This is a genomic window from Nostoc sp. ATCC 53789 (assembly GCF_009873495.1).
Lineage (GTDB): Bacteria > Cyanobacteriota > Cyanobacteriia > Cyanobacteriales > Nostocaceae > Nostoc > Nostoc muscorum_A.
This window is the reverse complement of the sequence record NZ_CP046703.1, coordinates 7,036,030-7,057,115: the sequence shown is the minus strand read 5'-3', so window position 1 is coordinate 7,057,115 and position 21,086 is coordinate 7,036,030. Positions and strand designations below refer to the sequence as shown.

19 protein-coding genes are annotated in these 21,086 nt (G+C 40.4%); 8 read left to right on the top strand and 11 right to left on the bottom strand.

Annotated features, from left to right (window positions below; genetic code table 11):
• Window positions 1–346: 346 nt before the first annotated feature.
• Both GJB62_RS29175 and GJB62_RS29170 read left to right on the top strand, forming a co-directional pair.
• Window positions 347–1,270, top strand: a complete 924-nt coding sequence (locus GJB62_RS29175; protein WP_114083188.1) for a DMT family transporter — start codon at window positions 347–349, stop codon at window positions 1,268–1,270.
• Between the two features lie 429 nt (window positions 1,271–1,699).
• Complete coding sequence (locus tag GJB62_RS29170; protein WP_114083187.1) at window positions 1,700–3,403, top strand: alpha/beta hydrolase; 1,704 nt, start codon at window positions 1,700–1,702, stop codon at window positions 3,401–3,403.
• A gap of 111 nt (window positions 3,404–3,514) precedes the next feature.
• Here the strand turns inward: GJB62_RS29170 and GJB62_RS29165 are convergent, their stop codons facing one another.
• Both GJB62_RS29165 and GJB62_RS29160 read right to left on the bottom strand, forming a co-directional pair.
• On the bottom strand, window positions 3,515–3,958 hold the full coding sequence (locus GJB62_RS29165) for a type II toxin-antitoxin system PemK/MazF family toxin (RefSeq protein WP_114083186.1): 444 nt from the start codon (window positions 3,956–3,958) through the stop codon (window positions 3,515–3,517).
• The gene (locus GJB62_RS29160; protein WP_114083185.1) at window positions 3,952–4,194 is read right to left on the bottom strand and encodes an AbrB/MazE/SpoVT family DNA-binding domain-containing protein; all 243 of its coding nucleotides are present in this window, start codon (window positions 4,192–4,194) and stop codon (window positions 3,952–3,954) included. The genes GJB62_RS29165 and GJB62_RS29160 overlap by 7 nt, the downstream gene beginning before the upstream one ends.
• Before the next feature lie 308 nt (window positions 4,195–4,502).
• Between GJB62_RS29160 and GJB62_RS29155 the strand changes: the two genes are divergently transcribed.
• The 3 genes from GJB62_RS29155 to GJB62_RS29145 all read left to right on the top strand — a co-directional run bounded on the left by GJB62_RS29155 (window position 4,503) and on the right by GJB62_RS29145 (window position 9,413).
• Complete coding sequence (locus GJB62_RS29155) at window positions 4,503–6,875, top strand: ATP-binding protein (protein WP_181852877.1); 2,373 nt, start codon at window positions 4,503–4,505, stop codon at window positions 6,873–6,875.
• A 52-nt stretch (window positions 6,876–6,927) separates the two neighbouring features.
• Complete coding sequence (locus GJB62_RS29150) at window positions 6,928–7,401, top strand: response regulator (protein ID WP_114083184.1); 474 nt, start codon at window positions 6,928–6,930, stop codon at window positions 7,399–7,401.
• Between the two features lie 278 nt (window positions 7,402–7,679).
• A complete protein-coding gene (locus GJB62_RS29145; protein ID WP_114083183.1) occupies window positions 7,680–9,413 on the top strand; it encodes an ATP-binding protein in 1,734 nt (577 codons plus the stop codon).
• A gap of 71 nt (window positions 9,414–9,484) precedes the next feature.
• Here GJB62_RS29145 and GJB62_RS29140 read toward each other — a convergent pair whose 3' ends face one another.
• A complete protein-coding gene (locus GJB62_RS29140; RefSeq protein ID WP_114083182.1) occupies window positions 9,485–9,997 on the bottom strand; it encodes a hypothetical protein in 513 nt (170 codons plus the stop codon).
• A 268-nt stretch (window positions 9,998–10,265) separates the two neighbouring features.
• Between GJB62_RS29140 and truB the strand changes: the two genes are divergently transcribed.
• Together truB and GJB62_RS29130 are read left to right on the top strand one after the other, a co-directional pair.
• On the top strand, window positions 10,266–11,150 hold the full coding sequence (gene truB, locus GJB62_RS29135) for a tRNA pseudouridine(55) synthase TruB (RefSeq protein ID WP_114083181.1): 885 nt from the start codon (window positions 10,266–10,268) through the stop codon (window positions 11,148–11,150).
• Window positions 11,151–11,311: 161 nt separating this feature from the next.
• Window positions 11,312–12,160: an alpha/beta hydrolase gene (locus GJB62_RS29130; RefSeq protein WP_114083180.1), complete on the top strand. Its 849-nt coding sequence runs from the start codon at window positions 11,312–11,314 to the stop codon at window positions 12,158–12,160.
• 127 nt (window positions 12,161–12,287) lie between these two features.
• Here the strand turns inward: GJB62_RS29130 and GJB62_RS29125 are convergent, their stop codons facing one another.
• The 5 genes from GJB62_RS29125 to carA all read right to left on the bottom strand — a co-directional run bounded on the left by GJB62_RS29125 (window position 12,288) and on the right by carA (window position 16,591).
• Window positions 12,288–12,590: a DUF1816 domain-containing protein gene (locus GJB62_RS29125; RefSeq protein ID WP_114083179.1), complete on the bottom strand. Its 303-nt coding sequence runs from the start codon at window positions 12,588–12,590 to the stop codon at window positions 12,288–12,290.
• An 86-nt stretch (window positions 12,591–12,676) separates the two neighbouring features.
• The gene (gene rlmB, locus GJB62_RS29120) at window positions 12,677–13,762 is read right to left on the bottom strand and encodes a 23S rRNA (guanosine(2251)-2'-O)-methyltransferase RlmB (RefSeq protein WP_114083178.1); all 1,086 of its coding nucleotides are present in this window, start codon (window positions 13,760–13,762) and stop codon (window positions 12,677–12,679) included.
• Between the two features lie 95 nt (window positions 13,763–13,857).
• Window positions 13,858–14,337, bottom strand: coding sequence for a ribonuclease III domain-containing protein (locus GJB62_RS29115; protein ID WP_181852878.1), 480 nt, complete (start codon window positions 14,335–14,337; stop codon window positions 13,858–13,860).
• Between the two features lie 579 nt (window positions 14,338–14,916).
• Window positions 14,917–15,282 (bottom strand): STAS domain-containing protein, encoded by a 366-nt coding sequence (locus GJB62_RS29110; protein WP_083782327.1) that lies wholly within the window; start codon window positions 15,280–15,282, stop codon window positions 14,917–14,919.
• Window positions 15,283–15,424: 142 nt separating this feature from the next.
• Window positions 15,425–16,591 carry a glutamine-hydrolyzing carbamoyl-phosphate synthase small subunit gene (carA, locus tag GJB62_RS29105; protein WP_114083176.1) on the bottom strand — a complete coding sequence of 389 codons (1,167 nt, stop codon included), beginning with the start codon at window positions 16,589–16,591 and terminating at the stop codon, window positions 15,425–15,427.
• 245 nt (window positions 16,592–16,836) lie between these two features.
• Between carA and GJB62_RS29100 the strand changes: the two genes are divergently transcribed.
• Complete coding sequence (locus GJB62_RS29100) at window positions 16,837–17,877, top strand: retropepsin-like aspartic protease (RefSeq protein ID WP_114083203.1); 1,041 nt, start codon at window positions 16,837–16,839, stop codon at window positions 17,875–17,877.
• Here GJB62_RS29100 and trpD read toward each other — a convergent pair.
• The 3 genes from trpD to GJB62_RS29085 form a co-directional block, all read right to left on the bottom strand.
• Complete coding sequence (gene trpD, locus GJB62_RS29095; protein ID WP_114083175.1) at window positions 17,807–18,874, bottom strand: anthranilate phosphoribosyltransferase; 1,068 nt, start codon at window positions 18,872–18,874, stop codon at window positions 17,807–17,809. The genes GJB62_RS29100 and trpD overlap by 71 nt on opposite strands.
• A gap of 81 nt (window positions 18,875–18,955) precedes the next feature.
• Window positions 18,956–19,837, bottom strand: coding sequence for a DNA adenine methylase (locus GJB62_RS29090; protein WP_114083174.1), 882 nt, complete (start codon window positions 19,835–19,837; stop codon window positions 18,956–18,958).
• 8 nt (window positions 19,838–19,845) lie between these two features.
• Entirely contained in the window at window positions 19,846–20,991 is a 1,146-nt protein-coding gene (locus GJB62_RS29085) for a hypothetical protein (protein WP_114083173.1), read from the bottom strand.
• Window positions 20,992–21,086: the final 95 nt, after the last annotated feature.

Here is a 21,086-nt window from a genome sequence, read left to right as displayed (position 1 = left end):
AGTCAGTAAATGGATAAGCTTGTAATAGAAATTACTAAGCTTAAGATGAGTATAAACCCCATAATGCTTTGTACTAAATTAAAACTGAAACAAATTATACGTTTACGTGTAACCCTGAATTTTAATATTCATGTAAAGTAATTACGCTATTTACAAATTTTCTATAAACAAGAAACGCCACGATTTAGCACTAAAAATAAATTGAGTAGGGTCGATAAGCCGTTCTACATTTAATTTTTTCACTAAGCTATTAAGATAGATTATCAATAAAAAATTGTAAAATTTAGATATGCAAATTAGATATGTTTTAACTTCTCATCAGCCCTACTTTGAGTAGGATACTTGAATGTCACTACATCAAAGTTCTGGTCGCTGGCGCTTAGGGCTAGTATTATCGCTATTAACGGTTTTATTGTGGGGAATTTTACCTATTGCTCTGGCAGTAATTCTGCAAGTACTTGATGTCTATACCGTCGTTTGGTTTCGATTTTCGGTATCATTTTTACTACTAGCTGTGTATTTAGGAATACGTGGCAAGTTACCAAAGTTAGAACAACTACGTTCTGCTTCTTGGAAATTATTAGCGATCGCTACACTATTCTTAGGGATTAATTACTTCTTTTTTACCCAAGGTTTATCACTAACATCACCTGCTAACGCTGAAGTTCTGATTCAATTATCTACCCTTTTATTAGGTTTTGGAGGGTTAGTAATTTTTAAAGAACGTTATCGGCTGTATCAATGGATTGGTGTCAGTGTAATGATTTGTGGTTATGTTTTATTTTTTCGTGAACAACTAACGAATCTAATTACAGCGCATGGCACATATCTACTAGGTAGTGTTTTCATAGCGCTAGGCTCAATGTCATGGGCGATTTATGCTTTAGCACAAAAGCAGTTATTACAATCTTTATCTTCCGCCAGCATCATGCTGATTATTTATGGTGGATGTGCTTTATTATTCACTCCTCTAGCCAAAGTAAAATCACTTTTGATACTCAATCCTTTCCATTTAGGAATGTTGCTTTTTTGTGCTTTTAATACTTTAATCGCTTACGGTGCTTTTTCCGAATCATTAGAACATTGGGAAGCATCACGAGTAAGTGCCGTAATAGCTTTAGCTCCCGTTGTGACATTAATAGCAGTTGCAGTTGTATCAGTTATTGCACCTAATTGGATACCATCAGAACACTTCAGTTTCGTAGCAATATTGGGAGCAGGTTTAGTAGTTACAGGTTCAGTAGCCATCGCATTAGGAAAAGCTGATTAGTAGTAAGGATTTTCAGGATTTTTACTGTTTTTTTATCTATAGAATCCGTGCAATATTCAAAGCTACAACATAAATACTGAGGCACAGTATTTTTTATTTGTTATGATTTGATAGTGAAGGCGAACTACGGGAGTCACTCATTATAAGATGGATACTTTACCCATCTGTGTGACACTGTAGGATCTGATTTTTGACTTTCTAGCCCAGAGAAAAATTCTTGAAGAAGAATTCATAAATCAGAATTCAGGAGTCAGATAAAGCTTTCTACATTCGCAAGTCATACAAAATTCATACTGAATTATAACGGCTGACTCCTAAATTCTGTTTTGATAAAATTGAGGCTAAAAACTTAAAGTAAACCAAGCAGGGTGTCCGAATAACTACCAAAGCCAACACCTGATAAAACCAGACCACCGAAACAGTTGAGCGATGAATAGTTTGTTTGGTAATTGGGCCAGCAGCCTCAGAAAAAATTCCCTATTGCTGGTTCTCTCAACACTGCTGCCAACGTTTGGAATTAGCAATTCTGTCTTGGCAGCAGAGCGGATTTATGCATCTTATTCAGCCTTAGAGCTTTCCATTTCAGTCAACACTTTAGAAAACTATGCCAAAACAGGTGTAATTAACGAAGATTTGGCAGCGTATCAGCAATATCTTCCTCTACAACAGCTTCCAGAATTGCGACGGATTTTACTTAATCGTGTGAAAGTTAGTCCGGTAGTACTTTCGCAACTTCTCTACACACCGCAAGGAGAATTTTTGCTGCATCGGTTGGCGCAAGTCATTAAAACCAGTCAACCAGGATTTGGTAATTTGCGTTCGGCGCTAATTTCAGCCTCTGCTGAATCGGGAGGCTTGACACTTTTGAATGTGTTGCGTAAATACCCCAGCAGCAGCATTCGTCTTGATGTTGCAGAGACTTTAGAAATAGCTACGGAATTAGAGAAACTTGTTAACCAAACCCATAGTGCGATCGCAGCAGTTTCTCAAGAGTCTAAAATAGAAGCTGCTACCACTCCACAACCAAATCTCTCGCAATTGCCTGATTTAAAGGTTCCTGGCAAGTTTAAGTCGCAAAAATACACCCTAAAGTTTTTTGACTCAAAGCGCAACCGGCTTTTATTAACTGATGTTTACATTCCCAATGTTCAAAAGACTGCACCCGTAATTGTAATTTCTCACGGCTTGGGTTTAGATAGCAGCAACTTTCAATATTTAGCTACGCACCTATCTTCTTATGGATTTGCCGTTGTCGTTCCTAATCATCCTGGTAGCGATGCTAAACAATTACGTTCTCTGCTAAAGGGACACGCCGTTGAAGTAGCAGAACCAGGTGAATTTCAAGACCGACCTTTGGATGTCACATATATATTGAATCAATTGGAAAAAGGTAATCAATCTGATTCAAGGTTTAAAGGTCGCTTAAATCTGCAACAAGTCGGAGTATTTGGTCAATCTTTGGGAGGCTACACAGCCTTAGCCCTGGCAGGCGCAAAAATCAACTTTGAGCAGCTAAAACAAGACTGTCAACCAGCAGCACTGCAAAAAACCTGGAATATGTCTTTACTGCTCCAGTGTCGCGCTTTAGAATTGAGCATCAGCAAGTCTGGCAAGGATTATAACCTGCGGGATGAGAGAGTAAAAGCTGCGATCGCAGTTAATCCCATTACTAGTTCTATTTTCGGCAAAGCTGGCTTAAGTCAAATCAAAACTCCAGTGATGATTGTCAGCAGTAGTGATGATACAGTTGCACCAGCTTTATCTGAGCAAATTTTACCTTTCTCCTGGTTTGCGAATTCCCAAAAGTATCTCGTCATGCTTGTAGGTGGTACTCACTTTTCCACCATTGGTAATGGCAATCCTGCAAATCAACAAGTAGCATTACCTACTGATATGATTGGCGATGCTTCGCAAGCGCGTCGTTACATGAATGTTTTAAGTTTACCTTTCTTCCAAACATACATTGCAGGAAAACCACAATACACCCCTTACCTGAACGCCGCCTACACTCAAAGCATTTCTAGTAAGTCTCTTGGTTTAAGTCTTGTCAAGTCATTGAATACAACCGAATTAGCTCAATTGCTGGATATGCAAGGAGCCAAAACCGTAAAAAAAAAGTTCCCAACACCATAGTCAGCTTCGGATTTTGGATGTTGGATATTGGTGTTGCATTGCTGCATGTAATGATTTTTGTTTGATTTATACAGACGTAATTTATTACGTCTGTAGAGTTTATTTGCACCTTTATAAAATCAGAGGTTCAATTCTTGCTTGCACTTCTTCAATTAGATCCTCTTGAACTCTCTCTACAAACAAAACCTTTCTAACTTTCCAGTCTAGTGATTTGATCTGATCGGCTAACACTACGCCACTGGTTATCATTCCATCAGGAAGCGGAACTTCAAAGTTAAGACCTTTTTTTTGATTAGTAATTGGACAAATTAGAACTATGGAAGCCATTTGATTGTATTTTAATGGCGACATAACTAAAAAAGGACGATAGCCCATCTGCTCACGCCCTTGAGGTTTTAGTTCTGCACTAAGTGTTTTAGCAATATCTTCAAATGACATTCCTGATGTTCTTAATGCTAATACACTTCGGATAGAATCAGCCGTAATTTGCGTTGTAGTTCCACAGTCTAACTTGACAATATCACCTCTATCTGGAACGTATGGTTTAATTACCAAACTTCATTCCCCATAGCAGATCCGGTATCTATTTCAGAATGGAAATTATCTGGAGTCATACCTTCCAATAATTCATCAAGCGTATATTTTTTTCGCTGCTGCGGCGTGATGACAATACTATTACCTGAAACGCTGAAAGTTATGTCTGTTCCCTCTTTTACATTAACTTGTTCAGCTAAAGCTTTCGGAAGTCTAATAGCTAGACTGTTTCCCCACTTAGCAACAACTGTGGTCATAGCTACCTTTAAATACTTTCTTAGAGAATTACACGCCCAAACGTAAAACTTTCGGAGCTTGACACATCTACTTTAGACTCTTATGCGTATCTACTTTGAATATACCATAATCTGTATTTTCAGTCCGTTATGGAAGCGGTAATATACTCTACCCGATCTTTTAATTATTTGCCCTTACCTACTTACCTCAAAAAACCATAACAAGCACAAATGATATGCGATCGCATTCATCCTTATCGGCATATACTTTAAAGAAATGTGACAATTAATTGCGCTATTGTAAAATTCAGCTTTACATAAGTTGATTTATGAGCCAGCCTAAAAATACTACTACCCAAGCGACTGCTCTGACTAACCACGATCGCAAACCTATTCATATACCTGGCTCTATTCAACCTCATGGTGTACTACTAGCACTCAGTACTCAGTTAGAGATACTGCAAGTTAGCAACAATACCCAAGCTTATGTAGGTAAAGAGCCAAAAGATTTGCTTGGTAAACCATTGAGCTATTTATTAAAAGCTCAACAAGTAGAAGCTGTAAAGCAGTGCTTGGTAAAAAAAATTGGCAGTCCCAATACTTTTAAAGTATCAATAAATACTTCGGATGGGGTACGAGATTTTGATGCGATCGCTCATCGTACAGAAGAGGGTGTGATTCTGGAGTTAGAACCGACTGACTCAAAATCTGAGGTGAGTTTTCTAGGCTTTCATGCTTTGGCAGGTGAAGCGATCGCAAAAATGCAAAGCACATCAAACCTGATAGAATTTTTGCACTTAGTGGCTGAAGAAGTCCAAAAAATCATCGGTTTTGATCGGGTAATGGTCTATCAATTTGATGAGTCGGAAGCGGGTTCTGTTGTTGCAGAAGTAAAACGGGAAGATTTATCACCTTATTTAGGACTTCATTATCCCGCTACGGATATTCCAGCGCAGGCTAGGGAGTTATACACACGATGCTTTCTGCGATTTCTTCCCGATTTGACGGCCGAATCTGTCCAGCTAGTTCCAACGCAAAATCCGACAACACATCAGCATCTTGATTTAAGCTACTCTGTGCTACGGAGTTTTGATTGGTGTTGTGCTGAATATCATCAAAATATGGGAGTGAAGGCTCTTTTGGTGATTTCACTTATTCAAGAGCAGAAACTTTGGGGATTAATATCTTGCCATCATCAAACACCAAAGTATATTTCCTACGAAGTACGCAAGATGTGCGAATTTTTGGGACAAATCGTATCTTCAGAGTTAGCGCACAAAATTAGTTCTTCGGAATGGGACTATAAGGTAAAACTCAAATCGCTACAGTCTGAGTTCCTTGAGTCCATTTCCCAAGCAGACAACTTTATCGATGCCTTAATCAAACCGGAAATCCGCTTGCTAGATTTTGTCAGTGCCTCTGGAGCGGCTGTTTGTCTGGATAATGAAATTAACCTTGTGGGAACCACACCAAATATTGATCAGGTGCGAGCGTTAATTGAATGGGCAGATACTCAAGTTAGTGACAACCTGTTTTCTACAGATTCTCTGCCGAAGCTTTATCCAGAAGCACTCATATTTAAAGATACTGCCAGTGGTTTGTTGCTGCTGCGAATTTCTAAAGTCCGGCGTTATTATATTCTTTGGTTCCGCCCTGAAGTTATCCAAACAGTACACTGGGCAGGAAATCCACAAGAATCCATTCAAGCTCAAACAGATGGTAGCTATACCCTGTCTCCCCGAAAATCTTTTGAACAATGGCAAGAAACGGTTAGATTAACTTCTTTACCTTGGAAAGGGTGTGAACTTGAAAGTGCGATCGCTCTGAGTAATGCGATCGTTGGTATTGTCCTCTCGAAAGCGGATGAATTAGCGAAAATCAACCTGGAGTTAGAACGCAGTAACCAAGAACTAGCATCCTTTGCCTACGCTGCTTCTCACGATCTCAAAGAACCTTTGCGGGGCATTTATAACTTCTCGACGGTGCTGCTAGAAGACTATGCCCAAGTATTAGATGATGACGGCATTGAGTGCTTGCAAACAGTAGTGTCCTTATCTGTACGCATGGAAACTCTGATTAATGCTTTGCTGCGACTATCGCAGTTAGGACAAGCACATCTCCGAGAGCAAGCAACCGATCTCAACGAATTGCTCAACCAAGTAATTAATGTCTTTCATGCTAGTCGCCAAGGCTGTGGGCTTGTGGATATTCGCATTCCTCGGCCTTTACCAACAATTCAGTGCGATCGAGTTCTCGTTAATGAAGTCTTCAGTAACCTGCTTGGTAATGCCTTCAAATACAACGATAAAGCAGAGCAATGGGTTGAGATTGGCTACCTTTCTCAAGAAGAGGCAGGGGGAGCAGGGGAGACAAAGGGACAAGGGGACAAGGGGACAAGAGGTGAGAACTTGAAACAAATCTTTCCCCTTGTCCCCAATTCTCCTTGTCCCCAAGTCCTCTTGCCCATACCCCATGCCCCATGCCCAATCTTTTATATCCGAGATAACGGTATTGGCATCCCACAGCATCACTTAGAAACTATCTTTAGATTATTCAAGCGGCTGCACTCTCAGGAAAAGTACGGTGGAGGAGCAGGTGCAGGATTAGCTATTGTTAAAAAGATTGTTGAGCTTCATAACGGCCAAATTTGGGTTGAATCTACCGTAGGTGTTGGCTCTATTTTCTATTTCACGCTGGAATAGTTTAAGATAATAACCAAATATATATTTTTGTTAAGCTCTTTTAAGACCACGAATGACAAAAAAACTTCATGAACCTCTGCTTGTTGTTGAGGACAGCAATGAAGATTTTCGGATGCTACAACGTCTGATGCGGCTCATGTCCGTCCAGAACCCCATACATCGTTGTACTAATGGGGATGAGGTTTTAGAGTTCCTGTATCAACAGGACAGTGATGCCCATAGCAAAGGCGAAAACTTACCCAACTCTAAAGTAGCATTACGACCCTCTGTGATCTTGCTCGATCTGAATTTGCCCGGTATTGATGGCCGTGACATTTTAGATCGGCTCAAGCAAGACAAGAGTTTCAAGGAAATCCCCATCGTTGTTTTTACCACATCATCTAACCCCAAGGATATTGAGTTGTGCTACCAAAAGGGCGCAAATGGATATCTGGTAAAGCCGATGGATGCTCAGGAACTAAAAAAGACGATCCAGGCATTTGTGGATTACTGGCTTGAAGCCAATATGCCGCCAGTCTTGGATTAATTTGTTTATTGCCTGTTGACGAGGCAGTAGGGAAAGGATAATAAAAGAGACGGTTCAAAGGGCACAGAGACATTTCCTTCTTTGAGTCACTGTGTCTGTTTGTCTCTGCTAGATTCTTTTTCCCCATTTTGCTGTTTTTGAGTATTTGATGTTTCTTTAGGATTACTAAAGAATTTAGATTTTATTTATACTTATTTTATATTATTTTTAGAATTATGCAATAAAAACCAATCTGGATAAAAGGGATCTACATAGTTCCCCGATCCTCATACTTGTATATGTTGGATACATGGACGCTACTCATCATTGATGATTGTGCAGCAGATCGGAAAATCTATCGCCGATATCTGTTGAAAGATCCGCACCAGTCCTACCAGATATTTGAGGCAGACTGTGCAGAAGAAGGACTTGCTTTGTGCCAGAAAATCCGCTGCGATGCCATTCTGCTGGATTTTTGCCTACCTGATATGAGTGGGATAGAACTCTTCGATCAAATGCAGCAGGAGATATTTAAGACTTCTGTCCCTGTGATTATGTTGACAGGGCGAGGCGATGAAGAAGTGGCTGTGCAAGTCATGAAACGGGGTGCGCTGGATTATTTGGTGAAGCATAATCTGACACAGGATGTACTGCAATTAGCAGTCCGAAACGCTATTAAGCAATCATACTTGCAAGCCCAACTCAGCAAAACTCAGGAAAGACAGCGCTTAATTGCGACAACTGCTTTACGAATTCGCCAGTCTCTTAACCTAGAGCAAATTTTGAATACAGCTGTAGCAGAAGTACAGCAACTTCTAAAGTGCGATCGCGTGATGGTGTATCAGTTCGCCCCAGATACTGACGGTAAAATAGTTGCATCATCAGTTGATTCATTTCGCACTGTAGCATTGTGCGATCGCGTCACGGCTGGGGATTGGGGACTAGGAACTGGGGACAAGGGGACGAGGAGACAAGAAGACAGAGAACTGATGAATAGGGAAGACGTTTCTCAATGCCTAATGCCCAATTCCCAATCCCCAATCCCTTATATTTATGAGCTTGGGTTGTGTAATTGTGTCAGCCTGAAAGAGGAATTTAATACTAATGCAAATCTAGTAGTTCCCATTAATTTGAGTAACAATGGGAACCCAACTCCCAAGCTTTGGGGTTTGTTGATTGCTCACCATAATTCTGGAGAACGACATTGGCAAACTGATGATGCCCAAATGCTCAATGAAGTTTCGGTACAATTAGCGATCGCTATCCAACAAGCTGAATTACTAGCCCAAACTCAAGCAGCCCTTGCGAAAGAAAAGCAACTCAATGTATTTAAATCCCAAATTATTGCAACAGTTTCTCATGAATATCGAACGCCGCTAACTTCAATTCTGGCGGCTGCATCAACTTTGGCAAAATATAGTCAGCAACTGGATGAGTCTAAACAACAAAGGTTTTTAGGAATTATTGAACAGAAAACAAGGTATATGTCCAAACTTGTGGATAATATGCTTCTGGTTAATCAATTTGAACTAGAAAAACCCAAATTTAAGCCAATCCCACTAGATTTGCTGCAATTCTTTTCTGATCTTATAGAACAAGAGCGAGAAACAACAGGCGATCGCCACGAATTAATTTTTCAAATTACTGGGCATACCCAAGGCTTTTGGGGCGATCGGGGACTGTTGCAGCAAATTTTTATTAACTTAATGTCTAATGCAATTAAGTACTCTCCAGATGGAGGTGCTGTAGAGTTCCACCTGATCGGTAAAGAATCAGAGGTGATCTTTTACATCCAAGATCGAGGAATTGGTATCCCGATTAAAGATCAAGAAAATTTGTTTCAATCCTTCTGTCGTGGAAGTAACGTTGATACAATTCCTGGCACGGGTTTAGGATTGGCGATCGCTAAAGGTTGTGTAGAATTACATGGTGGCAATATCACCTTATTTAGTGAAGTGGGGCAAGGAACTAAAGTTACAGTCAGCTTACCAAAGGTATTCCCAATCGATCAACTTTCCCCATCATCAACTTGATTTGTAGAAGTATATAGCACTTATCGGTTATTCTGTATTAATTACAATTTTAAAAACAAATATTATGATTTTTACTCTTGAATTTCTATGTTGGTAATCAGCCATTCTTCGATTGTTTTACCGCAAGGCTCAGAACTTTGGCAATCACTGACATTCTCTAGCCCATAAGACATCTTTACTTTTTTATTGACGTATTTCTCTGGTTCGCAAACCTCAAATGTTGCCCCGACACCTTCATATAATTTACCTTTTTCATCAACAACACTAACGTAGCATTTTAAGTCTCCATTCTGCATATCTTTGATAGTACCCAATATCGGGTTATTGTGAGAAATTTCATTAGTTTTGTTATTTTTAATAGGTGTTTTTTGATTTGATGTTGAATTACTAGTTTTTTTACCAACTTCGATGTTATTTAGCTTTTCTTTATTTGCAGAAATAGATTCAGAATTAGCTGGAGTAGTTGTTGCAGTATTTGCTTGATTAACTTTATTTTCTTGAGAAGTACTATTGCCATCACCACAACTTGCAATCAACATAGAAGAAAGAATTAACATAGTAGTAGTGAAAATTGCTTTTTTCATTTAATTTATGTTTATAAAACCCTATCGATGATTATTTTGGTAAAAGTATTTTATGTGTTTCACTTATAAGTGACAATGTGGTATTTACTGTACATACTCGGCGTTATCTGCATTTTGTGTGTATTATTCGGTAAAGTGCTTACAGGATATCTTAAAGGTGGTTAATGTGTATAAATTAATGCTTGATTAATCTTTAATTACTAAATATTAATGCTTTGAGCATTAAATAAGTATTTAATAGAGTTTAGAAGCTGTAAGTATTGATTTTGTGTTATCTCAAGGTTTTCTCAACTTAAACAAACCATTTGACTGGACTTCCCACGACTGTGTAGCGCGGGTGCGAAAATTGTTGCGCCTCAAACGTGTCGGACATGCGGGAACCTTAGATCCAGCCGCCACAGGGGTTTTACCAATTGCCCTTGGTAAAGCCACAAGATTATTGCAATATCTGCCAGAAAACAAAGCTTACAAAGCCACTATTCGCCTGGGTGTGCGTACTACAACCGATGATTTGCAAGGTGAAATCATCACTTCTCAACCTTGTGCTGGATTGAGTTTGGCAGAAGTGAAAAGTGCATTAGCACAATTTGAAGGCAAGATTGAGCAAATACCACCTATTTACAGTGCAATCCAAGTGGATGGTAAGCGTCTCTACGATTTAGCACGCCAAGGGAAAACAGTAGAAGTTCCAGTGCGAACAGTGGAAGTTTTTCGGATAGATATTTTGGACTGGAGAGAAGGAGATTTTCCTGAATTGGATGTGGCGATCGCTTGCGGTTCTGGTACATATATTAGAGCGATCGCTCGTGACTTGGGTGCAAACTTAGAAACTGGTGGCACTCTTGCGGCTTTAATTCGTACCGAAAGTAGTGGTTTCAATTTAACCGATAGTCTTACATTGACTGATTTAGAAGCACAACTACAAGCTGGAATATTTCAACCCGTTTGTCCAGATGCAGCCTTACAACATCTGTCATCTGTTACTTTACCAGCAACATCTGCTCAAAAATGGTGTCAAGGTCAGCGAATTTCTCTAACTTTTGATGTTCCTACAATAGTGCGAGTTTATGATGAAGAGACTCGCTTTTTAGGTATTGGGCAATTACAAGACGAAGTGTTGATCCCTCAAATGGTTTTTGAACCAATTTCTTAATATCTTAGTTATTGGTCATTTGTCATTTGTCATTTGTCAAGAAGAATAATATAACGAACTACTATGCAAGAAAGGTTAGGCCAGATTGAGGTGATTATAGAGCGGACAACACAAAGGACTGAAGCGATCGCTGTGTTCGCTAGACGGGAGAATGGCAAGTAATGAGCGATCGCTATCCTACCACTGCTGCACGTCTCAATGTTTACATCCAAGGTCAAGGATTCCCCATTTTGGGCTTACATGGTCATCCTGGTACTGGTCGTAGTCTTTCTGTCTTCACCAATCATTTATCAAAACGCTATCAAACTATTGCCCCTGATTTACGCGGATATGGCAAAAGTCGCTGGAATGGCAATTTTGATATGACTGACCATTTAACTGACTTAGAAACGCTGCTAGATCGCTTAAATATTGAAAAATGCCTAGTCTTAGGATGGTCACTTGGGGGCATTCTGGCAATGGAACTGGCATTGCGTTTACCAGAGCGCGTTACTGGGCTGATTTTAGTAGCGACAGCCGCAAAACCCCGTGGTAGTCATCCGACCATAAGTTGGCAGGATAATTTATATACTGGCATTGCTGGTCTATTAAACTATATAAAACCGAGTTGGCGATGGAATATTGAAACTTTTGGCAAGCGATCGCTTTTCCGCTACTTAGTTCAACAACATACATCCACAACTTACAACTATATCGCCAAAGAAGCAGTACCAGCTTATCTGCAAACCTCTCCTGCTGCTACTCGTGCCCTCTATAGCGCCATTCAATCGGGATACAATCGGCTTCCAGATTTGCCACAAATACAATGTCCTAGTTTGGTACTTGCTGGCGATCAAGACCGCCACATCACATCTGATTCGAGCCTAGAAACTGCTCAACACCTCCAAAATTCTCAGTGGCAGTGCTATTCAAATACCGCCCATCTTTTCCCGTGGGAAGTCCCCCAGCAGGTGCTGAATGACATTGACCATTGGCTGGAAGAACATCCGCAGGTAATTGGTATTCAATAGTCCCAGAGTTTTTACCTCTGAACCACATAATTCGCAATTAGAACTCGAAATTAAGTTAGCGTCTCGTAGAGAAGCCCATTACGAATTACGAATTACGAATTACGAATTATCTTAATTTTCGCCTAACTTAAATCTGACCGCCAAAGGCAGGCTGTACTTTGCGGTCAAATCTTTCCCCCAAGTCTTCAGCAATTGTTAAGGTATTAGGTTTGCAACGTTTGACACGCACAGTAATTCCCGTAGCTCCTTCGACTTCTAAATCTTCTATGTATCCAATGCTTGAAAATTTTGCATCAGAAGAAGTCAGAAATGGCCCAAAGTAGTAAGTACACCGGGGATTTTGCGTCACAATCTCTACCCACCAAGCCAGGCCGATGGAGTCGAATGTGTTAATCAACACTTCCTTGAGGTTATGCCAAAGGGTTTTCATGTTTTTCGCCGATTTATAAACGTCTACAGGGTGTTAAACGATATGGTGCTTTATTATCTTTTACATTTCTTTATACTCTGTTACTGTTATTTTTTCAAAGAAATTTTTTGTAACTTATCTAAGTACAGCGTATTTAGCGATCGCTGACGATAAATTTCATAAAGCGCCATCCCTGCTGCTACAGAAGCATTCAGGCTGGGAGTCTTACCTTGCAGAGGAATCGATACCAAGAAATCACAGGAACGTTGAGTCAACATACCCAGACCTTCGCCTTCTGAACCGATTACCAAAACGATTGGGCCTTTGAAATTTACAGTATGCACGGGTTCGCTTCCACTTGCAGCAGTACCATAAATCCAAAAGCCAGCTTCTTTTAATTCTTCTAAGGCGCGGCTGAGGTTAACAACTCTAGATACAGTAAAGTTTTCTAAAGCGCCTGCTGCTACTTTCATAACAGTGGAAGTGATCCCAGATGCCCGTCTTTGGGGAATTACCAATCCTTGAGCGCCTATTGCTTCGGCGGTGCGAATAATTGCTCCTAAGTTGTGGGGATCAGTAATTCCGTCAGCCACTACAATAACGGGATCGGTTACAGATTTAGACTGTTCAATGAGGTCGGCCAATTCGATATAGCCGTAGGGAGCAGTTTGTGCTGCCACACCTTGATGATTAGCCCCATTGGTAAGATAGTCTAAGCGCTTGGGTTCAACCTCATCAATAACGGTGCCATTTTCCTTAGCTTGCAGCAGAAAATGGTGAAAGCTGGGATCGTACCGCAGACGGGTAGTAATCCAGATGCGGTTAAGATTGCGTTGATTTTGCAACGCACTCAATACTGGATGACGACCGTAGATGAGATCGTTATCTTCTTCTATCGGTTGTGTAGATACAGGCGGCTGAGAGAAGCTGCTATTTCGTTGTCGAGAATTGCCAGAAATGGTGTTGCTATCTATTTTCCGGGGATTGTGAATGGGAGCAACAGAAATGGGGTTGCTATCTATTTTCCGGGGATTACGAGTGGGATTAGCAACAGAGATAGGGTTACTATCTATTTTCCGGGGGTTGCGCGTGGGATTACTAACAACACGCTTACCCTTAATTTTTATAGGTTTACCACGATTGGGTTCGCCGGTAGAAGTGTTGTTGATGATTTTTCTCGGTTTATTCTGCATTTGATTTATGGATATAGCTTATGGTTGAACATACCGATTACCGGAGTTTCTGGAACCTAATCTACTGCTGTACCTATTGTTGTGAAATTGAGTTTTCACCCTTTTTCTACATGAAGCATTTGCAACAGTTCGGTTAGACGCTGGTAATCGGTGAGATATAAATAGCCTATTAGGGTTTCTAGACTAGTTGCCTGTTGATAAATTTCGGGATTAAGTCGCTTAGGGCGGCCTGTAGCGGCATTTCTACCCCGTCGGACAATTTCTAATTCGGTGTCCCTCAGATGAGGAGTTAGCGATCGCAAATGTAGCGCTTGTGTTTCTGCTCTTACCTGCTCCACTACCAGACTATGGTAAATTCCCGACCGCTGCAATGGCAGCAGATAGAACATTCTAACATACAACTCATAAATTGCATCCCCCAAATATGCTAAAGCAGTAGGAGAAATTTGTTGCACTTGTGAGAGGGAAATCTGTTGGAATGGCCCTGTGGTTGCCAAGGGTGCTTCAGTCCAAGATAAACTCTGCTTGGGAGTTTTATCTTGTCCATCTAATAGCTCTTCCTCCTGTGACTTCACAAATAAATCATTCCTTGACGGGCTAGATTTGGCAGGCATTCTTCGCAAAGACTGATTTTTTTGAAGTATGCCATGATAGTATACTTAGCATAATCAATACTATCAAAGTTACTTTTTAATTTCATCTTTTTGATTGAGAGTTGGCATTTAAAATCACCCTGATGTCAACGCCTTGTAAACCAAATTTCGCCTACTTCTTGTAGTCTGTGTCTAAGATAGGGTAAAATCTGAACATCAAATACACCCCGTTACTAGATAGCATTGCTATGCTTACTTAGTAAGTGACAATTTTTAACTATACAGTATCAAGTCAAGTTTATCTATAGACAAATCTGCTAAATTTGTATTTTTTACAACTTTTTCAGACTTGGTTATTTATCCGAATGTTCTAGTAAGCGATTACACAGCAATCACTTGGTATATATATTTTTTTGATTGCTCTACTTTAAAGATAATAGCGCAACTGGCTTATTGCCTCTCCCACAAGGAGAGAGGTTTTCTGCCAGAAGTTTTAAAAATTAAGCTACCCGATATTGAATCTGGATAGCTGAATTAGTCTCTCGGTTCAAGCAACCAAGACTACTTGACGTTTTCTAGAGCTTCTTCAACTGATTTTTGCAGGGAGAGAAACTTCTCTAGACGAACAAGCTTGACCGTTTGAGTTACGCGGGCATTCGTGACAATTTGCAAAGTGCCTTCAGCAGTTTGAGCCTGCTTGGCTAGCTGCACCAGAGCGCCCAAGCCAGAGCTATCAATAAAGTCGATTTGTGAGAGATCCAAAATAATGTGCTTAGGGCCCTCTTCAATCTTGCTGCCAAGCACTTTGCGAAATGTGGGTTCAGAAAAGGCATCTAACAAACCTGTGAGGCGGAATAGCTGGCAGTTATCCCGGACTTCACGAGTACCCCTCAGGCTAACGGTTAGATTCAGTGGCTCAGCAATAATTCCCTCCTCATGAGTTAAAGTGAACGCTCAAGTATAGATGGTTTTTGAGCATGTTGTCTACAATCTTTTGGGGCATTGGGTATTGGGCATTGGGCATTGAAAAACTTTTTCTTAGTCCCTAGCTAGTGCCCATTCCCTATTTTTACTTAACCTCGGCTGTTGCGGCTTGACGTGCTGCTTGCATGGCTTGAACAAATTGCTCAAACAAGTAATCGGCATCGTGTGGGCCAGGACTGGCTTCTGGGTGATACTGTACAGAGAATACAGGTAGAGATTTGTGACGTACCCCGGCAATGGTGCGATCGTTTAAGTTCAGATGGCTGATTTCCACAACTGCCGTAGGTAAAGAATCTGGGTCAATAGCAAAACTATGGTTTTGGCTGGTAATTTCTACCCGTTGTTGTAAACCCGCAGGCTGATTTAAACCACGATGACCAAATTTTAGTTTATAGGTTTCTGCCCCTAACGCATGACCTAAAATTTGATGCCCCATACAAATACCAAAGATGGGTTTTTGACTTAACAAAAGCGCTTTGGCAGTTGCAATCCCTCCAGTGACGGCAGCCGGGTCGCCCGGCCCATTAGAAAGAAACACACCATCTGGATTGTAATTGAGGATTTCTTCTGGTGGCGTATCAGCAGGCACAACAATTACCCGACAACCGTAACTTACTAAGCGACGCAAAATGTTGCGTTTTACGCCAAAGTCAAGGGCAACAACGGTAAAGGCTTCTCCAAGATTTTCCGCAGCCTCACAGTTGAATTCCCAAGCTGGAATTGTGGGTTCTGACCATTCATAAGCCGTTGATGTGGTGACTTCTCGAACCAGATTTAATCCCGCCATGTTGGGAGCTGCCTGTACCTGTTCTAGCAATTCCGCCTCATCGAGAATGGTTGTGGAAATGCCACCGTTCATGGCTCCAAACATCCGAATTTTGCGGGTGAGGGCGCGGGTATCGATGCCGTAGATCCCTGGTACTTGATTTTGTTTGAGGTAGTCTGGTAAGGATTGTGTCGATCGCCAGTTACTTGGTCTTTGACAAATATTTCGGGCGATCGCACCCCGCACTTGGGGACCATCTGATTCTTCATCTTCAAGATTGATACCAGTATTGCCTAATTCAGGATAGGTAAAAATGACAATCTGACCGCAGTAACTAGGGTCAGTCAGAACTTCTTGATATCCGGTCATGCCAGTGTTAAACACCACTTCTCCGATCGCGGTTCCCGTCGCACCGAAAGACCAACCGCGATAAGTAGTTCCATCTGCCAAGACAAGTAAAGCAGGTATTGCGTCAGTCAGGGGCATAGTAAATTGGGGAATTGGGAATTGGAAATTGGGAATTGGGAATTGGGAATTGGGGATTGGGCTGGTACTAAACTCTTCCCCATTGGCTATTCCCCATTTCCCATTACCTATTCTTCAATACTGCGATTGTTAATTATCCCATGAGTTGAGCAATTAGGAGTTTTTTGGATAGTTAATTAAAATTAAAGTGGGAATTTAAAGTGGCGGGAGTGGATTTGACAAAGCTTGGGTGGTTAAAATTAATTATGCTTCAGTCTTTTTTATCCCGTGCAACCCTAATTTTAGTATCAAGCGCTCTTGCGGTTTTGTGTGTTGCCTGTAGTGAAGACAAACGGAACACTGTGACTGGTGGCAATGAGCAACCCGCGCCAATTGGGGATTTGGCATCAGTAGAACCTGCCCTTGAATCACCAACACCAGCAGTTACCCCAGAAGTACAGCCGCTAGAGCCGTCTGAAAGCGAACCAAGCCTTTTTGAACAGGGGCTAGACAAAGCGGTTGGTGCTTGGAGTATCAGCCGTTCTGCTCAATCTCCAGGTGATTGGATTTTGGTGGCGAATCAGTACCAGGATGCGATCGCGCTGATGCAAAGAGTCCGGCGACAAAGCCCAGAATTTGCGATCGCTCAAACCAAAATTACTGAATATCGCCGCCAAATTAAATATGCCCAACAACAAGCTACTCCTCGCCCTGTGCGTCTTGCCGAACCGAAGAGGATAGTGGTTGTGGTTCCCCAAACAACAATTACACCAAAGTATACCTCGCCTCCACAAGAAACAAAGCCGTTACCAATAGAGCCAGGTTTGCCCTCATCAGCAGTGGTGATTCCAGATCAGGAAGTATTTACAGCCCCGATTAAAAGGCGAATTGGTGGAACGCCAATTGTCGAAGTCACTTTCAATGGACAGCGACAATTTGAGATGATTGTGGATACAGGAGCCAGTGGCACTGTCATCACCCAACAGATGGCTAATGCTTTGGGAGTCGTGACAGTAGGGAAAGCTAAGGCAAATACCGCTAGTTCTAGGGCTGTAGAATTCCCTGTGGGCTATGTTAATTCGATGGCACTTGGTGGGGTAATAGTGAATAAAGTACCAGTAGCGATCGCAGGTGCGGAACTAGAAACTGGACTTTTAGGCCATGACTTTTTTGGCAACTACGATGTCACCATCAAGCGTAATGTCGTAGAATTTCGCCCGCAATCGCGATCGCAAATTAATTCCCCAGAAACTCAACTAACTGCTCCAACTTCGTCCAAGCTGCCCCGCTTTGTAGGATATCCTTAGCGATTTTAATCCCTTGGGCGTGATCCAGAAGTGCGATCGAACCTGCTACTTGCAACGCCAACGACGCATTCAACGCAACAGCATCTTGTTGCGCCTGAGTTCCTTTACCTTGCAATACAGCCTTGAGAATCACCGCATTTTCTTGGACATCCCCACCTCGAAGCATACCTATGGGAGCAGGCGTTAGATCCAAATCTAGGGGATTAATGGTAGTTACCTGCACTTCTCCATCTGATAAAACTGCCAAGTCTGTTTCATCTCCTAACCCCGCTTCATCAAGTTTTTCTCGCCCGTGCAAAACAATCGCTTTTTCCTTGCCCAAATTGTTTAATGCTTGAGCAACAGTCGCCAAAAGTTTGGGAGTAAATAACCCCACCACCTGCCCATTGGGACGCAAAGGATTTACTAATGGCCCCAGCAAATTAAACACCGTTCGTACCCTGAGAGTCCGCCGCAATTGTGCAACTGCTTTCAGTGCTGGATGCCAACCAGGTGCAAATAAGAAAGTGATCCCCACCTCTTGTAGTGCGGCTTGCACCTTGTCACTGGATGCGCTCAAGTTTACACCCAAGGCTTCCAAAACATCTGCGCTCCCCGTGAGACTTGAAGCTGAACGATTGCCGTGTTTAGCAACGGGTACACCAGATGCTGCGGCTACAAATGCAACTGCTGTAGAAATATTAAAGGTTGATGAACCATCTCCACCAGTTCCACAGGTATCTATTACAGTGGTGAGCGATGAATGGTGAGTATTGAGTGGGGAAGATTGAGATTGTAAGACTTCAGCCATACCAGTCAATTCATCGGCAGAAATGCCTCTAAAATTCAGCGCTGTTAAAATAGCGCCTGATAACTCTGGGGGAACCGCTTCACTGAGCCAACCTTGCATCAATTCAGCAGCTTGAGTACGAGACAAGGATTGGCCATCTATTAATTGTTGCAGCAGGACATACCAGCTAGCAGAGGATTCTTGAGCAGGGATTGGGGAAGTTATCATAGCTAAGGTTTGTATGTTGTAGCTATATTGAGAGCTATGGGGTTATCCTACCGGAAAATTGGAAGCCTATCAAAGTTAGGTTTAAATCTCAAGGCTTAATTGCAAAGCTGGATTACCAAGATTCTGAACTTGTGATTTTTTTTCCAAATCAAGTTTAACTTCGTAGTTAGTAATGAATAACTCTTTTCCTTTAGCCGCACCACTCTGTTTATAGTTATTCATGCCATACTGCAATTCCCACTCTGAGATATTAGCCCATTGGAAATTTTCTAGAATTTGCGTTGAGTTGTCATAGGTAATTAGCCAGCGATGATGACATTGTTGCAAAAGTTCAGCAAATCTCTGATCCTCAAAAGATGTGTGCAAGTCACCATCTTTACCATATAGCTTTGATTTTTTAGCGCTAAAATATGGTGGATCTAAAAATAAAAATACATCTTCCCCTTCTGGCTTTAATAGGTGGCTGTAATCCAAATTAGTAATTTGGACATTTTCTGATAAAATATTTTCTAACTTTTCTAGCCGTTCTATTGAAGAATCAGTAAATCTTTTATAGAAAGCTTGTTCAGAAAAACCACCTGATTCTACAGTTCCTGAAAAAGTAATTCTATTGAGTACAAAAAAGCGAACTGCTCTTTCTAAATCAGACAAATTATTGACATCTACACTAGTTAAATCTCTAAATAGTAATTTGCCATCTGTATATTTGATTTTAATATTTCGAATTTCTTTAACTAACTGACCTATATCAGATTGGGCAAATTTCCAGAATAAAAAGAGTTCGCGGTTTAAATCGTTAATCCAAATCTTGATATGAGGAAACTTTTGTTTTAAATAAATGAATACAGAACCACCGCCTACAAAAGGCTCTCGAAATTCAGAAAAGCTCTCTGGCAAGTATTCAACTATTTGATTTATTGCTTTCGACTTACCACCAGGATAACGGAGAGGGCTTTTAATCATAACCAAGATTATAATGTTTCAAAATTACTGGATACTTCTATTTTAAGTTTATGATTGTTTTGAGCTTCTAAAGCCAATTTTTTGATAATTGCTTTTTGATTTGTATTAAAAATTTTAATATTAACTTCTAAAAAGTATTCTAGGTCTTCTAGAGATGCATCTGGAAAAACAATAGAACCAACAACGTTGTTGCCCGTAAGCTTTAGTTTGGTAACAAATAATACTGGCTCATCGTTCAATATTAAAGAATCTAAATTAGAAAATAAAATTAGCTTGAATAAACCATCTTGAATATCAGGGAGTTTTGGCAAGGATGCTTTTGAAGTATTTTTTGATTCTTGTATAATATACGTGTTGTTCTCAAATATTATCTCATCAGGAGTCAAATAGTAAATTCCGCCAAGATAGTTTTCAATACTAAAAGTTGCTTTTAATCCATCCACTAAATATTCTAGTTTATGAGAAGTCAGCGCTTCTCTCTTACTAGCACTCTGAGAACCTTTTAGAGAAATATTCTTAAATTCCTCAAACTCTTCTCTGATTTTATGTAAGTATTTATCTAATCCTTCTCGTGAGTGAATTATTACTCCGGTTTGATGAAAAATAGAATCATAAGAATCTAAAGCTTTTTCAAAAGTTTGTGTAAATCTTTCTTCAAATAGATTCTTATTCCAATGAAGTGCGCTTTGTCGATATGCTAATATTTCATTGATTTGAAATTTAACAAAATCATTAGCAAATTTCTGATTACTCAACTTATTCTTATTAATTTGTCCCTTTTTAGTACTTTTTTTTGCTGTTTTGTAATAAGCAAGTACTATATAGATGTTAAGCAAATTCATCCAAGAAATGGTAGAGTATTGAATTTTATCTATATCTCCATCTTTGCCCTCATCTTTAATCACCGGGATAATAGTTATAACTTTTGAGGAATTATATGTATTATAAATTCTGGCAAATGGATAACTTCTGGTTCTCTTAGGTGATACCCATTTTGAATAAGCAATTTCAGTTGTAGGTGACTTGATTAATCCATAACCCCTTTCTTTATTGACATCAAATACATCTAAATTAATCCTACTTAAATTATCATCCAAGTAAGTTTTATAGGTCACTCCTTTTATAAATCCTGTAAAATGGAGAACTTCAGCCATATATTCAAATTTTTATTAATATTTTTCTTTGCCATAGTTCAGTTCAGTATTGGCTATTAAAGCATAGAAATAACCAAGCAAGAGTTAATTTCTTC

Coding starts and splice junctions, on each gene's coding strand:
- GJB62_RS29085 (WP_114083173.1), bottom strand. CDS start 20,991: ATGGCTGAAGTTCTCCATTTTACAGGATTTATAAAAGGAGTGACCTAT.
- GJB62_RS29170 (WP_114083187.1), top strand. CDS start 1,700: ATGAATAGTTTGTTTGGTAATTGGGCCAGCAGCCTCAGAAAAAATTCC.
- GJB62_RS29100 (WP_114083203.1), top strand. CDS start 16,837: ATGCTTCAGTCTTTTTTATCCCGTGCAACCCTAATTTTAGTATCAAGC.
- carA (WP_114083176.1), bottom strand. CDS start 16,591: ATGCCCCTGACTGACGCAATACCTGCTTTACTTGTCTTGGCAGATGGA.
- GJB62_RS29150 (WP_114083184.1), top strand. CDS start 6,928: ATGACAAAAAAACTTCATGAACCTCTGCTTGTTGTTGAGGACAGCAAT.
- GJB62_RS29140 (WP_114083182.1), bottom strand. CDS start 9,997: ATGAAAAAAGCAATTTTCACTACTACTATGTTAATTCTTTCTTCTATG.
- GJB62_RS29155 (WP_181852877.1), top strand. CDS start 4,503: ATGAGCCAGCCTAAAAATACTACTACCCAAGCGACTGCTCTGACTAAC.
- GJB62_RS29175 (WP_114083188.1), top strand. CDS start 347: ATGTCACTACATCAAAGTTCTGGTCGCTGGCGCTTAGGGCTAGTATTA.
- GJB62_RS29090 (WP_114083174.1), bottom strand. CDS start 19,837: ATGATTAAAAGCCCTCTCCGTTATCCTGGTGGTAAGTCGAAAGCAATA.
- GJB62_RS29130 (WP_114083180.1), top strand. CDS start 11,312: ATGAGCGATCGCTATCCTACCACTGCTGCACGTCTCAATGTTTACATC.
- GJB62_RS29160 (WP_114083185.1), bottom strand. CDS start 4,194: ATGACCACAGTTGTTGCTAAGTGGGGAAACAGTCTAGCTATTAGACTT.
- rlmB (WP_114083178.1), bottom strand. CDS start 13,762: ATGCAGAATAAACCGAGAAAAATCATCAACAACACTTCTACCGGCGAA.
- GJB62_RS29125 (WP_114083179.1), bottom strand. CDS start 12,590: ATGAAAACCCTTTGGCATAACCTCAAGGAAGTGTTGATTAACACATTC.
- GJB62_RS29145 (WP_114083183.1), top strand. CDS start 7,680: ATGTTGGATACATGGACGCTACTCATCATTGATGATTGTGCAGCAGAT.
- trpD (WP_114083175.1), bottom strand. CDS start 18,874: ATGATAACTTCCCCAATCCCTGCTCAAGAATCCTCTGCTAGCTGGTAT.